General features: G+C 72.9%; 13 protein-coding genes. 10 read left to right on the top strand and 3 right to left on the bottom strand.

Annotation, left to right across the window (positions count from 1 at the left end):
* Positions 1-45 precede the first annotated feature (45 nt).
* Positions 46-1,419, top strand: a complete 1,374-nt coding sequence (locus K8W59_RS14220; RefSeq protein ID WP_223394952.1) for a bifunctional folylpolyglutamate synthase/dihydrofolate synthase — start codon at positions 46-48, stop codon at positions 1,417-1,419.
* Entirely contained in the window at positions 1,416-1,799 is a 384-nt protein-coding gene (locus K8W59_RS14215; RefSeq protein ID WP_223394950.1) for a DUF4233 domain-containing protein, read from the top strand. The genes K8W59_RS14220 and K8W59_RS14215 overlap by 4 nt, the downstream gene beginning before the upstream one ends.
* Here the strand turns inward: K8W59_RS14215 and K8W59_RS14210 are convergent.
* Both K8W59_RS14210 and K8W59_RS14205 read right to left on the bottom strand, forming a co-directional pair.
* Positions 1,772-3,046: an MFS transporter gene (locus K8W59_RS14210; protein WP_223394948.1), complete on the bottom strand. Its 1,275-nt coding sequence runs from the start codon at positions 3,044-3,046 to the stop codon at positions 1,772-1,774. The genes K8W59_RS14215 and K8W59_RS14210 overlap by 28 nt on opposite strands.
* The gene (locus K8W59_RS14205; RefSeq protein WP_223394946.1) at positions 3,043-3,627 is read right to left on the bottom strand and encodes an ArsR/SmtB family transcription factor; all 585 of its coding nucleotides are present in this window, start codon (positions 3,625-3,627) and stop codon (positions 3,043-3,045) included. Before K8W59_RS14205 ends, K8W59_RS14210 begins: the two co-directional genes overlap by 4 nt.
* A 260-nt stretch (positions 3,628-3,887) precedes the next feature.
* Here K8W59_RS14205 and K8W59_RS14200 point away from each other — a divergent pair, with 260 nt between their 5' ends.
* Complete coding sequence (locus K8W59_RS14200) at positions 3,888-5,189, top strand: HNH endonuclease signature motif containing protein (protein WP_223394944.1); 1,302 nt, start codon at positions 3,888-3,890, stop codon at positions 5,187-5,189.
* A 20-nt stretch (positions 5,190-5,209) separates the two neighbouring features.
* Here K8W59_RS14200 and K8W59_RS14195 read toward each other — a convergent pair whose 3' ends face one another.
* Positions 5,210-5,773: a GNAT family N-acetyltransferase gene (locus tag K8W59_RS14195; protein ID WP_223394942.1), complete on the bottom strand. Its 564-nt coding sequence runs from the start codon at positions 5,771-5,773 to the stop codon at positions 5,210-5,212.
* A 70-nt stretch (positions 5,774-5,843) separates the two neighbouring features.
* Between K8W59_RS14195 and ndk the strand changes: the two genes are divergently transcribed.
* From ndk to mrdA, 7 genes are all read left to right on the top strand, one after another.
* Positions 5,844-6,269, top strand: coding sequence for a nucleoside-diphosphate kinase (ndk, locus tag K8W59_RS14190; RefSeq protein WP_223394940.1), 426 nt, complete (start codon positions 5,844-5,846; stop codon positions 6,267-6,269).
* A gap of 100 nt (positions 6,270-6,369) precedes the next feature.
* A complete protein-coding gene (locus K8W59_RS14185) occupies positions 6,370-6,675 on the top strand; it encodes a hypothetical protein (protein WP_223394938.1) in 306 nt (101 codons plus the stop codon).
* Positions 6,672-8,276, top strand: coding sequence for an alpha/beta hydrolase (locus tag K8W59_RS14180; RefSeq protein ID WP_223394936.1), 1,605 nt, complete (start codon positions 6,672-6,674; stop codon positions 8,274-8,276). The genes K8W59_RS14185 and K8W59_RS14180 overlap by 4 nt, the downstream gene beginning before the upstream one ends.
* A gap of 151 nt (positions 8,277-8,427) precedes the next feature.
* Positions 8,428-9,456 carry a rod shape-determining protein gene (gene mreB / locus K8W59_RS14175; protein ID WP_223394934.1) on the top strand — a complete coding sequence of 343 codons (1,029 nt, stop codon included), beginning with the start codon at positions 8,428-8,430 and terminating at the stop codon, positions 9,454-9,456.
* Positions 9,456-10,412, top strand: coding sequence for a rod shape-determining protein MreC (gene mreC / locus K8W59_RS14170; protein ID WP_223394932.1), 957 nt, complete (start codon positions 9,456-9,458; stop codon positions 10,410-10,412). Before mreB ends, mreC begins: the two co-directional genes overlap by 1 nt.
* Positions 10,409-10,936: a rod shape-determining protein MreD gene (gene mreD, locus K8W59_RS14165; RefSeq protein WP_223394930.1), complete on the top strand. Its 528-nt coding sequence runs from the start codon at positions 10,409-10,411 to the stop codon at positions 10,934-10,936. The genes mreC and mreD overlap by 4 nt, the downstream gene beginning before the upstream one ends.
* Positions 10,933-13,050 carry a penicillin-binding protein 2 gene (gene mrdA, locus K8W59_RS14160; RefSeq protein ID WP_223394928.1) on the top strand — a complete coding sequence of 706 codons (2,118 nt, stop codon included), beginning with the start codon at positions 10,933-10,935 and terminating at the stop codon, positions 13,048-13,050. Before mreD ends, mrdA begins: the two co-directional genes overlap by 4 nt.
* Positions 13,051-13,052: the final 2 nt, after the last annotated feature.

Below are 13,052 nucleotides of genomic sequence, written 5' to 3'. Positions count from 1 at the left end.
GGCGAAAACCAGTTCCACCCCCGCGCCCCCTAGACTCGCGGTGCCATGACCGAGACACCCCACGCGCGCCTGGCCGAGACCTTCGCCGAGGCCGAGGACGCCCTGCTCTCCCGCTGGCCGGAGACCCGGCTCGAGCCCTCCCTGGACCGGATCCGCGCGTTCACCGAGCTGCTCGGCGACCCGCAGCGGTCCTACCCGGTGATCCACCTGACCGGGACCAACGGCAAGACCTCCACCAGCCGGATGATCGACACCCTGCTGCGCACCCTGGAGCTGCGCACCGGGCGCTACACCAGCCCGCACGTGGAGCGGATGAGCGAGCGGATCAGCCTGGACGGCGCCCCGCTGACCGACGAGGAGTTCGTCCGGGCGTTCAACGACATCGCCCCCTACCTGGAGCTGGTCGACGCGAGCCAGCCCTACCCGCTGAGCTTCTTCGAGACGATCACCGCGATGGCCTACGCCGCCTTCGCCGACGCGCCGGTCGAGGTCGCGATCGTCGAGGTCGGGCTGGGCGGCGGCTGGGACGCCACCAACGTGGCCGACGGCTCGGTGGCGGTGGTCACCCCGATCGCGGTGGATCACGCGCACCTGCTCGGCGATGACGTGGAGGGGATCGCCCGGGAGAAGGCCGGGATCATCAAGGCCGGCGCGACCGCCGTACTGGCTCAGCAGACGCCGGAGGTGGCCGCGGTGCTGATGGAGCGCTGCCAGGAGGTCGGCGCGACCCCCGTGCGCGAGGGCCTGGAGTTCGGCGTGGTCGACCGGGTCCCGGCGGTGGGCGGCCAGTCGGTGTCGCTGCAGGGGCTGCGGGGACGCTACGACGAGGTCTTCCTTCCGCTGTACGGCGCCCACCAGGCGCAGAACGCCGCCGTCGCGCTGGCCGCGGTCGAGGCGTTCGTCGGCGGGGACGAGCCGTTGGACGACGAGCTGGTGCGCACGGCATTCTCCGAGGTCACCTCGCCCGGCCGGTTGGAGGTGATCCGCCGCTCGCCGACCATCCTGCTCGACGCCGCGCACAACCCCGCGGGGGCGGAGGCCACCGTGGAGGCGCTGCGCGACTCCTTCCGCTTCGACCCGCTGATCGGGGTCGTCTCGGTGATGGAGGACAAGGACGTCGAGGGCGTGCTGGCCGCGTTCGAGCCGGTGCTCGAGCACATCGTGGTCACGCAGAACTCCACGCCGCGCGCCATGCCGGTCCGCGAGCTCGCGGAGCTGGCGGCCGACCTGTACGGCGACCACCGGGTCAGCGTCGAGCCGCGCCTGGCCGACGCGATCGACCGTGCCGCGGCGCTGGCCGAGGAGAAGCAGGGCTCCGGCGACCCGCTGGGCTCGGGCGCGGTGCTGGTCACCGGCTCCGTGGTGACGGTGGGCGAGGCGCGCACGCTGCTCAAGAGCCGCGGGACGACCCCCGCATGAGCGGCGCGGCCGCGGAGCGCTCGCCCCGCCGGGGGATGTGCGCCGCCGTCCTGGCCCTGGAGGGCATCGTCCTGGGCCTGACCACGCCGGTGATGATCGCCGTCGCGCAGGTGGACACCACCATCGCGCTGATCGTCGGGCTGGGCCTGGCCGTCGCGTGCTTCGTGGTCGCGGGGCTGCTGCGCTCCGAGGCGGGGTATCTCGCCGGGTGGGCGATCCAGGTGGCCGCGATCGGGCTGGGCTTCGTGATCCCGATGATGTTCCTGCTGGGCGGGATCTTCGCGCTGCTGTGGGGTACGGCGTACCTCCTCGGGCGCAAGATCGAGCGGGAGCGCGCCGCGGCGTACGCCGCCTACGAGGCCGAGGGCGCCGGCGACTGAGCCCGGGCCCGCTCCGCGTGCAGCGCGGGGAGGTAGCAGAGCACCCCGAGGATGCTGAAGGCGCCGGCCGTGACCATGGCGACCTGGGTGCTGACCCCGGTGGCGAGGAAGCCCAGCAGCGGCCCGGCGACGGCGAAGGCCGCGAAGGCGACCATCGAGTTCATCGACAGCACCGTCGCCCGGTTGCGGCGGGTGGCCTCGCGGTGCAGCAGGGTCGCGTGGACCGGCCCCGCGGAGCCATGCAGGCCGTAGGTGACCAGGTAGGCCACGATCAGCGCCACCGGGCCCGCGGCCAGGCCCATGGCCACGGCGCCGAGGCCGTTGAGGACCCGCGCGAGCATCGCCGTACGGGTCGCGCCCAGGCGCCTGCTGGTCAGCCCGGCCAGCGCCGAGCCGAGGGCGAAGACCGCCCAGCCGCCGGCGGACACCGGACCCATCAGCGCACCCGCGCGCTCCTCGCCGCCGACCAGCTCGGCCAGCCGGACCGGCATGAAGGACTCGAAGGTGACCATGCCGACCGACCAGAACACCTCGACCAGAACGAGCGCGAGCAGCACCCGGTTGCGGGCCAGCAGCCCGATGCCCTCCCGGACCACCTGGGGCGCCTCGCGGACCGACTGTCGGGCCCGCGCCCAGCCTGCGCCGGTGCCGACTGGCGGCTCCTTGAGCAGGACCGCGATCGCGATCAGGTGGATCACCGCCAGCACCACCCAGGTCCACATCGGCAGCTCGAGGGCGGAGTCCAGATGCAGCGGGTTCCAGGCGACGAGCGCGCCCGAGAGCAGGGCGCCGGCGGCGATGGACAGGCCGACGACGGTGCCCTGGGCGGCGAGCGTCCCGTCCGGGTCGGCGTCCGGCTCGGTGACGTGCAGCGTGTCGACGTACCACGCCTCCAGCGGGCCGGAGTCCAGCGCGCGGTAGACGCCCTGCAGGGCCGCGGCGACGGCGAAGGTCGCCAGCGAGTCGGCCAGCACCATGACGGCGGCGGCGACGACGTTGACGACCCCCGAGGCGAGGAAGACGGCCCGTCGTCCGAACGCGTCGGCGAAGCCGGAGGTGGGCAGCTCCAGGAGCAGGGTGACGAAGCCCTGGGCGGAGAAGGCGAGCAGGGCCAGCGAGATCGGCAGGCCCTGCTCGAGCGCCCAGAGGATGATCAGGCTCCCGACGATCCCGACCGGGAACCAGCGGGTCAGGGTCAGTAGCAGGAAGACCCGCCGGGCCGCGGCGGGGGAGAGGGTCTCGGTCACGACTGCTCCTGCGGCGGCTCGTCGTCGAAGGGGAACAGGTCGTAGAACAGGTGCAGCCGCGCGGCGCCGGGCGCGTCCTCGCCGAGGTCGCGGTAGCGGGCGATCACCTCGCGCAGCTCCTCACCCAGCGCCACCGCCTGCTCGGATGTGAGGGTGACGGCGTCGTCGCCGGAGCCGAGGGCGTCGCGCCACGCGGGGGGCCACTGTCGCTGGTTGCGGGCCCACTGGTCGGCTCGCTCCATGTGGAGCGAGCGGTAGAAGTCGCTCAGCCAGGCCAGGGAGGCCTCCGCGTCGGGGTCGCCGGCGAAGTCGCTGGGCTCCCACGAGTGGCCACGGGTCGCGGCCTCCCAGACCCTCCTCCGGCCGCTGCCAGTGCCCGAGTCGCGGACCAGTCCGACCTCCTCCAACTGGCGGAGGTGGTAGCTGGTCGCGCCGGTGTTCGTCTCCAGTTTCTCGGCCAGCTCCGTCGCGGTAGCCGGGCCGTCGATCCTGAGCGTCATCAGCAGCCTCGAGCGGAGGGGGTGGGCGAGGACGCGCAACGAGGTGGCATCCAGGCGGAAGGGGTCGGCGGGCTTGGCCATGCAGTGCACACTAATTGTGCATAAATCTCATGCACAAGTTCTCTGCATCACCGACAACGCCGAGTCGGCGCTTGTTCACCCCCGGTCGGCGCTACTTCACGCCGAGTCGGCGCTTGTTGACGCCAAGTCGGCGGCAGAATCGGTGTCTTTGGGATGGTTTGCCGCCGATTGTCGTAGACCAAGGAAGCAGTGTCTCCGATCACATTCGATACTATGATCGAATCATTACAGCATCCGCATCCCGCCGGAAGGTCCCTCTCATGGTCTCCCTGGTCCCCGACCCACCGTCTGGGGAGTGGCATGCCCCCGGGACGGGGGCGTCGGCGCGGTTGGAGGCGCTCTCGGCCGGGCTGGAGGCGGTGCTCGACGGGCTGGGCGACCTGTCGTTGACGGGACTCTCCGATGACCAGGTCGCGGGACTGGTGCAGCACCTCACCGCCGCCACCGGGAGGCTTACCCACGCCCTGGCCCGCACCGTCGCCGACGCTGACCGCCGCGCCCTGCACCACCAGAGCGGACACCGCTCGACCGCGGCCTGGTACGCCGATGCCACCCGGGTCACCCTCCGCGAGGCCCGCCGCCTGCTGAAGTTCGGGCTGGAGCTGGGCTACGACGCCAACGCGCCGGTCGCGACCGCGCTCGCCGCCGGTCAGATCCGGGCCGATCAGGCCGCAGTGATCCTCCGCTCCGTCAATGCCCTCCCCGACACCATCGACAACGCGACCAAGGCCCAGGCGCGGGACCGGCTGCTCACCGACGCGGCGGACTTCGACGCCGACGGACTGCGTCGCCTCGGGAAAGGGATTCTGGACGTCGTGGCGCCGGAGGTCGGGGAATCCCACGAACAGAAGGTCCTCGCCAAAGAAGCAGCGGCCGCCGCCCAGGGCGCGTCGCTGACGATGTACGACGACGGCCACGGCCGCACCCACGGCACCTTCACCATCCCCGCCCACCAAGGCGCGATGCTCCGCCAAGCCATCCACGCCATCGCTAACCCCAAACGCCACGACCACGACGACCTGAAAGACCCCACCACCGGGGACTGGCGCTCGGTGCCCGAACGCCATGGCCATGCGTTCGGGGAGCTCATCGAGCGCTACCCGACCGACCAGCTGCCCGAGACCGGCGGGGTGAACGCCCAGGTCGTGGTCACCATGAACCTCGACACCCTGCTCTCTGGCATCGGAACAGCGACCCTGGACAACGGCGACCGCATCGACGCCGGCACCGCCCGCCGCCTGGCCTGCGAAGCCGGGATCATCCCCGCCGTCCTCGGCGGCCCCTCCGAGGTCCTCGACCTCGGCCGGTCACGCCGCTTCCACTCGAAAGCCCAGCGCATCGCGCTCGGGATCCGCGACCGCGGCTGCACCGCCCGCGGCTGCACCATCCCACCCTCAGGCTGTCACGCCCACCACGACCGACAATGGGCCCGCGACCACGGCCACACCAACCTCCACGACTGCCGCCTCTACTGCCCCCACCACCACCGACGAGCACACGACCCGACCTACCAGACCGTGATCCACGCCGACAACACCGTCACCTTCCACCGACGCAGATAGGCCGAGAGCAGTCGTGGCAGCTATGCCGAGCGCCAGTCGCGGCGCAGCAGGCCGAAGACCCAGGAGTCGGAGACCTCGCCGTCGACGACGCAGTCCTCGCGCAGCGTGCCCTCGTGCACGAAGCCGAGCTTCTCCAGCACCCGACGCGAAGCATGGTTACGGGTGTCGGCCTCGGCCTGCACCCGGTTCAGGTCGAGGGTGTCGTAGGCCCAGCCGAGCAGCGCGCCGGCGGCCTCGGTCGCATAGCCCCGCCCCCAGGCCGGCCGGGTCAGGACGTAGGTGAGCCCGGCGCTGCGGACGTCCGGGTCCCATCCGTTGAGGCTGCACCAGCCAAGGAAGGCCCCGTCCGTACGGCGGTCGATGATCAGCCGCGCGCCCGACCTCTCCTCGGCCCGTCGCCGGCTCTGCTCGACGAAGCCCGCGGCGCGACCCGCGTCGGCCCACGGCGGCTCGTCCCAGTAGCGCAGTACGTCGGCATCGCTCATCAGCGCGACGAGGGCGTCGGCATCGTCCTCGTCCACCGGCCGCAGCCGCAGCCGGTCGGTCACCAGCGTCGGCGTGGGCAGGGGAGGGCGCTCGCTCATGCCCTCATCGTTCCCGGAGTTCGCGGGGTCGTCATCCGGATTCCGCTCGTGACGGCTAGGCTCCGGCACCATGGCAAGCGAGCGCACCCTGGTCCTGGTCAAGCCCGACGGCGTCCGCCGCGGCCTCACCGGGGAGGTGCTGCGCCGGATCGAGGCGAAGGGCTACCGCCCGGTGGCGCTCGAGCTGCGCGAGGCGACCCCCGAGCTGCTGGCCGAGCACTACGCCGAGCACCAGGGCAAGCCGTTCTACGACCCGCTGGTGGAGTTCATGCTCTCCGGCCCGGTCGTGGCGATGGTGCTCGAGGGCGAGCGCTGCATCGAGGGCTTCCGCTCCCTGGCCGGCGCCACCGACCCCACCACCGCCGCGCCCGGCTCCATCCGCGGCGATCTGGGCCGCGACTGGGGTGAGAAGGTGCAGCAGAACCTCGTGCACGGTTCCGACAGCCCCGAGTCGGCTGCCCGCGAGATCGGGCTCTGGTTCCCGAACCTGGGCTGACCGGGCCACTACCCGTCCACAGGCCCTGTCGCGACGGGCCCTGTCCACAGCTGCGAGTACGTCGGCCCGGCAGGCCGGCGGGCGGCGGCAGGCTGGGCGCATGGACGACGCCGAGCTGTGCCTCCCGCCCGAGGAGCTGCGAGCCCTGACCGCGCGCTGGGGCGAGCAGGCCGAGCTGCTCACCCGGACCGCTGCGCTGCTCGCCGCTGCCCCCGTCGACGGCCTCCCGGGGCCGGCGCTGCCCGCGGCCCGGGTGTTCCTGCAGGACTGGGCGGCGCTGGTGGAGGCGCTCGCGCGTGACGCCGAGCGGCGGGTCGACGGGCTCGGCCGGTTCGTCGACGACGTGAGGACGACGGACCGCGCCGTCGCGGCCCGACTGACGGCCCTCGGCGGGACCGCGGCATGACGACCACCGCCCCGCCGACACCCGGTCCGGCCCTGCCCCCGCTCCCGCCGCGGCGTCCCCGCGACCCGCCCGCGGTCGAGGCGTTCGCCGGGAACCTGCTGCGCTGCGCCGGGGACTGCGCCGAGGCCGAGGAGACGGCACGGACCAGCCGCCCCCGGGATTGGTCGGGCCGTGCCGCGAGCACCTGGACCGCCTCGCTCTCCGCGTCGGCCGAGGGCCTCGACACCGCCGCGGGCTCCTTGCGCCGGGTCGCCCGCGCGGTCGACGGCTGGGCTGCGCACGCCCGCCGGATCGAGAGCGCGTTGGACCGGTCCGACCGCGAGCACGCCCGGCTGGCCGCCCTGCCGGATTCCCCCGGACCGGCGGTGATGCGCTGGGCCGAGGAGCGCCGGGCCCTGGAGTCGGAGGCCGCCGAGCACGACCGGGCGCTCGCGGAACTGCTCTGGAGCGAGCGGCCGCCTACAGGAGCGGCCACCAGACTGTCGGCCGCGGTCGCACCGGTGGGCTTGCCCGCGGGCCCGTTGGAGGGGGCCGAGCCGCCGAGCGCGGCCGCCCGGGACGCGGTCAACCGCGCGCGGCTGGCCCGGGACCTGGCCCGGCTGGAGGCTCTGCCGGACCCGGGCCCCCGGACCCGCGAGGTCCTCGAGCACCTGCGCGCTCTCCGGGCGACGCTGGAGCGCGGGTCGACGTACACCGACCCCGTCACGGGGGCGCCGATCCCGCTGCAGCTGTGGGCCTACGACCCCTGGGCCTTCGACGGGGACGGCCGAGTAGCGGTCGCGGTGGGCGACCTGGACCGGGCCGAGAACATCGCGGTCCAGGTGCCCGGGTTGGGCACCGACGCCGGCGACATCCCGGGACTGGCTGAGCGGGCGCGCGCGGTGCACGACGCCGCCCGCTTCACCGCGCCGGGGGAGAGCACCGCGGTGATCGCCTGGATCGGGTACGACGCCCCCGACAACGGACTCCCCGGCGAGCGGGGCGCCGACGCCCTCGGCGTGGTCGCCGAGGGACACGCGGCCCGCGGCGGAATGCTGCTGGGCCGGGACCTGGACACGATCGGCGCCGCCAGGGCCGACGACCCGCACGTCACCGTGGTCGGCCACTCCTACGGCGCCACCACCGCGACCGTCGGCGCCGCGGACGGCGGCCTCCCGGGCGCGGACGAGCTGGTGCTCCTCGGCAGCCCGGGCGCGGGGTCGGGCACCGACCACGCCCGCGAGACTGGCCTGGACTCCACGAGCGTCTGGGTCGGGCGCAACAGTCGCGACCCGGTCCCCTACCTCGCCGACCACGGCTGGGCCAACGGTGGAGTCGCCGGGGGCGGGTTGGGCGACGACCCGGCGGAGGACACGTGGGGCGCCCAGCGGTTCGCGGCCGAGGAGCGGGATCGTGGCCCGACCGTGTCGCCGGGCGACCATCGTGCCTACTTCGACCACGACTCGGAGTCGCTGGCCAACCTCGGCCGGATCGTCGTGGGGGACACCGAGGACGTGGTGCGGGTGCGCCCGGTGCACGACCCGCTCCTCGGGCCGCCCGTGGACCCGGAGTGGGACCGGCCGGTGGCGCCGGCGAGTCGCACACCCACCCGGGAGCACTAGCACGGGGGCCCGGAAAACTCCGAGAGCGGGGAACCCGTCGGCGTGGCGGCACGCCCGCGCGGCTCGTCGTACCTACCCTCATGCACAGGGGTCGCGAGGGCTGCGTCCCCCGGATCTTCCCCCACCACCGACCCGCGAGGCACTGCGTCACATGGCGAACAGCATCATCGGCCGGGACATGGCTGTCGACCTCGGGACCGCCAACACGCTCGTCTACGTCCGCGGCAAGGGCGTGCTCCTGGACGAGCCGTCCGTCGTCGCGCTCAACTCCGGCACCGGCGAGGTGCTGGCCGTCGGCCACGAGGCGAAGCGGATGATCGGCCGCACGCCCGAGGCGATCACCCCGATCCGGCCGCTGAAGGACGGCGTGATCGCCGACTTCGAGGCCACCGAGCAGATGCTGCGCTTCTTCATCCAGCAGGTCCACCGGCGCCGCTACTTCGCCAAGCCGCGGGTGGTCATCTGCGTCCCCAGCGGGATCACCGCGGTCGAGCAGCGGGCGGTCAAGGAGGCCGGCTACCAGGCGGGCGCGCGGCGGGTCTACATCGTCGAGGAGCCGATGGCCGCCGCGATCGGTGCCGGGCTGCCGGTGCACGAGGCGACCGGCAACATGGTCGTCGACGTCGGCGGCGGCACCACCGAGGTCGCGGTGATCAGCCTCGGCGGCATCGTCACCAGCCTCTCCATCCGCACCGCGGGCGACGACCTGGACCAGGCGATCATCGCCTGGATGAAGAAGGAGTACTCCCTCATGCTGGGGGAGCACACCGCCGAGGAGATGAAGATGAGCCTCGGCTCGGCCTTCCCGCTCCCCGACGAGCCGGAGGCCGAGATCCGCGGCCGCGACATGGTCAGCGGCCTGCCCCGTACCGTGGTGGTCTCCAGCGCCGAGGTGCGCCAGGCGATCGAGGAGCCGCTGCACGCCATCGTCGACGCGGTCCGGCACACCCTGGACCAGACGCCGCCCGAGCTGGCCGGCGACATCATGGACCGCGGCATCGTGCTCACCGGCGGCGGTGCGCTGCTGCGCGGCCTGGACGAGCGGCTGCGTCACGAGACCGGGATGCCCGTCCACGTCGCCGAGAGCCCCCTCACCTCGGTCGCCTTCGGCGCCGGCAAGTGCGTGGAGGAGTTCGAGGCGCTCCAGCAGGTCCTCGTCACCGACCCCCGGCGGTTCTGATGGCCGAGCCACGGGGTCTGGGCTCGGGGGACCGTCGCGAGCGACGCTGGCGGGCCACCGACCGCTTCGACGAGGAACGCAGCGGCGGCGGGGGCCGCGCGCTGCTGGTGGCGCTGCTGCTCGCCTCGGTCACCCTGATCACCCTGGACCAGCAGGGCGGCTCCGCCTCGCCGATCGAGCCGGCCCGGCGGGTGGCGGGGGAGGCCCTCGGCCCGGTCGAGGCCGGCGCCGACTCCGCCGTACGCCCCTTCCTGGCGGTGCCGCAGTGGTTCCAGAGCCAGTCGGACCTGCGCGACGACGTCACCCGCCTGGAGAACGAGAACGCCGAGCTGCGCCAGCAGGTGAACACCTCCGCCCTCGACCGCAACCGGCTCGCGGAGTACGACGACCTCACGGCCGCCGCGAAGGACGCCGGCCGGGCGCTGGTGCCCGCGCGGGTCATCGCCTACGGCCCGGCGCAGGCGTTCACCCGGACCGTCACCATCGACGGCGGCGCCTCGTCAGGGATCCGCCCCGACCAGACCGTGGTCAACGCCGACGGGCTGGTCGGCCGGGTGATCCGGACGACCCGGACGACCGCGACCGTGCTGCTCATCCTCGACGCCGACTCCGTGGTCGGGGGCCGCGTGGGGGAGAGCATGGAGATCGGCTTCCTCCGCGGCCGGGACGTGCTGGGCAGCGACGCACGGCTGGACCTGGAGCTGGTCGACACCACGGTGGTCCCGGCGAAGGGCGACACGGTCGTCACCTGGGGCAGCCGGGACGGTGCGCCCTACGTCGGCGGCATCCCGATCGGCAAGGTCACCTCGGTCTTCGCCAGCCCGCGCGAGACCACGCAGCGGGCGGTCATCGAGCCGTTCGCGGACTTCACCTCCCTGGACCTGGTCGGCGTCGTCGTGCCCTCGGGCACCCGCGGCGACCGGGCGGTCGTCGAGGCGGACGGGAGCCTGAAGTGAGCCTCGTCCGCGCCCTGGTCGGCCTGCTGGTCGTCACGCTGGCCCTCGTGGTCCAGGTGACGTTCTTCCCGCACATCGCCTGGCAGGGCATCGTCCCCAACCTCTGCCTGCTCGTGGTCGCCGGCGCCGCGCTGGCGCGGGGCCCGCAGTTCGGCATGCTGCTCGGCTTCGTCGCCGGGGTGATGCTGGACCTCGCCCCGCCGGCCGACCACATCGCCGGCCGCTGGGCGCTCGCGCTGGTGCTGGTGGGCTACGTCGCCGGCCGGGTCCGGCAGGACTCGCCCGGCTTCGCCGCACGCCCAACCGCCACCGCCGTGGTGCTGGCCGTGGCCGCCTCGTCCTTCGTGGGCACCTCCGTCTTCGCCCTCAGCGGGCTGCTGCTCGGTGACCAGTCCACCCAGGTCCCCGGAGCGCTGGCCGTGATCGGCATCGGCGTGCTGTGGGACATCCTGCTCACCCCGTTCGTGCTGCCGCCGGTGATGAAGCTGTTCAGCAGCCTGGAGCCGCGCAGGGTGGGCCTGTGAGCGCCGGCTCGGAGAAGAGCCGGCTGCGGCTGATCGTGATCCAGGCGCTGGTGTTCTCCCTGTTCGCCACGCTGGTCGTCCGGCTCTACTACCTGCAGGTCGTCGGCGGGGAGTCCTACCGCGCCCAGGCCGCCAACCAGTCGATCCGGGAGATCGTCGTCCAGCCCGACCGCGGCCTGATCGTCGATGCGGAGGGCCGCCCCCTGGTGGCCAACCGGTCCGCCTGGGTGGTCTCGGTGGACACCACGATGCTGGGCCGGATGAGCGAGCGGGACCAGCGCACGCTGCTCAAGCGGGTGTCCACCGCGACCGACGTGTCCCTGGACCGGATCCGCGCCCGGCTGCTGACCTGCGGGGAGCCGGGCAGTGAGGTCGGCACCTGCTGGAACGGCTCGCCCTACCAGCCGGTGCCGGTCGCCAAGGACGTGAAGAAGGGCGTCGCCCTGCGCATCCTGGAGCAGCCGGAAGACTTCCCCGCGGTGCTCGCCGAGCAGCAGTCGGTGCGGGACTACCCGCGGCCGTTCGGCGTCAACATGGCGCACGTGCTCGGCTACCTCAGCCCGATCACCGAGGACGAGTACGACAAGGCCCGCGAGACCGGCGACCAGTCGGTCAACGGCGCCTCCTCGGTCGGCCGGGCGGGCGTGGAGAAGCAGTACGACAAGTGGCTGCGCGGCATGCCCGGCTACCGCTCGGTCGCGGTGGACTCCATGGGCAAGGTGCTCGACGACGACGCCGTTCAGGAGGCCACCCCGGGCGACACCCTGGTCACCTCCATCGACGCCAAGGTGCAGGGCGTCGTCGAGCGCCAGCTGGCCAAGGCCATGCGGGACGCCCGCAACGTCACCGACCCGGTCACCGGTCGCAAGTACGTCGCCGACGCGGGCGCCGCGGTCGTGCTCGAGGCCGACACCGGCCGGGTGATCGCGGCCGCGAGCCAGCCGACGTACGACCCTGGGCTGTGGGTGGGCGGCATCACCGAGAAGGAGCTCTCCCGGCTCTACTCCGACGAGGCCGGCACTCCGCTGCTCTCCCGCGTCACCCAGGGCCAGTTCGCCCCCGGGTCGACCTGGAAGCCGATGATGGCGGCGGGAGCCCTCACCAACGGCTACTCCACCGACTCCGTCCTGGGCTGCCCGTCGGGCGTGCAGATCGGCAACCGGACGTTCAAGAACTTCGAGTCCGGCGCCTACGGCACGATCGACTTCGCCAAGGCGCTCGAGGTCTCCTGCAACACCTTCTTCTACCAGGTCGGCTACAACTTCTGGCAGAAGTACGGCAGCGACGTCGACGACGTGAACGCCAAGGACCCGCTGGTCCAGACCGCCAAGATGTTCGGCTTCGGCAAGCGGACCGGCGTGGACGTCCCGGGCGAGGCGTCGGGCCGGATCGCGGACCGGAAGTGGAAGAAGGAGTACTACGACGCGCAGAAGGACTACTACTGCGAGATCGCCGAGAACCCCAAGCCCGACACCAGCTCCTACCTGCGCCTGTTCGCCCGCGAGTTCTGCGCCGAGGGCTACGCCTACCGCGCCGGTGACGCCGCGAACTTCGCGATCGGGCAGGGCGACACCATGGTCACGCCGATGCAGCTGGCGCGTGCCTACGCCGCGTTCGCCAACGGCGGCACCCTCTACGCCCCCCGGGTGGGCAAGGCGATCGTCGACCCCGACGGCAAGGTCAAGCGCGAGATCCGACCGAAGGCGGTCGGCAAGGTCGACGTCCCGCAGCGGATCCTGGACTACATCGACGGCGCTCTGCAGAACGTCGCGTCGGTGGGAACGATGGCCTGGAAGCTCGGCGGCTTCCCGCTGGACCAGGTCACCATCCGGGCCAAGACCGGCACCGCCGAGGTCTACGGCAAGCAGACGACCGGCTGGGTCGCGTCCTACACCAAGGACTACGTCGTGGTGATGATGGTCAGCCAGGGCGGCACCGGCTCCGGCTCCTCGGGTGCCGGCATCCGCAAGATCTACGAGGAGCTGTACGGCGTCCGCGGCAGCCAGGTGGTCCGGGACGAGGCCGCCATCGACGGGGTGACCCCGCCGCAGCGGCTGCCGCAGTTCCTGCGGGACGGCTCGATCATGCCGCCCCCGACCGGTGAGGAGGGCTGAGC

Origin of the sequence: Nocardioides rotundus, from assembly GCF_019931675.1 — a bacterium.
In the GTDB taxonomy this organism is placed as follows: domain Bacteria; phylum Actinomycetota; class Actinomycetes; order Propionibacteriales; family Nocardioidaceae; genus Nocardioides; species Nocardioides rotundus.
The sequence above is the reverse complement of the archived record's forward strand: the minus strand, read 5'-3'. Positions and strand labels throughout refer to the sequence as shown.

Coding starts and splice junctions, on each gene's coding strand:
- K8W59_RS14220 (WP_223394952.1), top strand. CDS start 46: ATGACCGAGACACCCCACGCGCGCCTGGCCGAGACCTTCGCCGAGGCC.
- K8W59_RS14215 (WP_223394950.1), top strand. CDS start 1,416: ATGAGCGGCGCGGCCGCGGAGCGCTCGCCCCGCCGGGGGATGTGCGCC.
- K8W59_RS14180 (WP_223394936.1), top strand. CDS start 6,672: ATGACGACCACCGCCCCGCCGACACCCGGTCCGGCCCTGCCCCCGCTC.
- K8W59_RS14200 (WP_223394944.1), top strand. CDS start 3,888: ATGGTCTCCCTGGTCCCCGACCCACCGTCTGGGGAGTGGCATGCCCCC.
- K8W59_RS14195 (WP_223394942.1), bottom strand. CDS start 5,773: ATGAGCGAGCGCCCTCCCCTGCCCACGCCGACGCTGGTGACCGACCGG.
- ndk (WP_223394940.1), top strand. CDS start 5,844: ATGGCAAGCGAGCGCACCCTGGTCCTGGTCAAGCCCGACGGCGTCCGC.
- K8W59_RS14205 (WP_223394946.1), bottom strand. CDS start 3,627: ATGGCCAAGCCCGCCGACCCCTTCCGCCTGGATGCCACCTCGTTGCGC.
- mreC (WP_223394932.1), top strand. CDS start 9,456: ATGGCCGAGCCACGGGGTCTGGGCTCGGGGGACCGTCGCGAGCGACGC.
- mreB (WP_223394934.1), top strand. CDS start 8,428: ATGGCGAACAGCATCATCGGCCGGGACATGGCTGTCGACCTCGGGACC.
- K8W59_RS14185 (WP_223394938.1), top strand. CDS start 6,370: ATGGACGACGCCGAGCTGTGCCTCCCGCCCGAGGAGCTGCGAGCCCTG.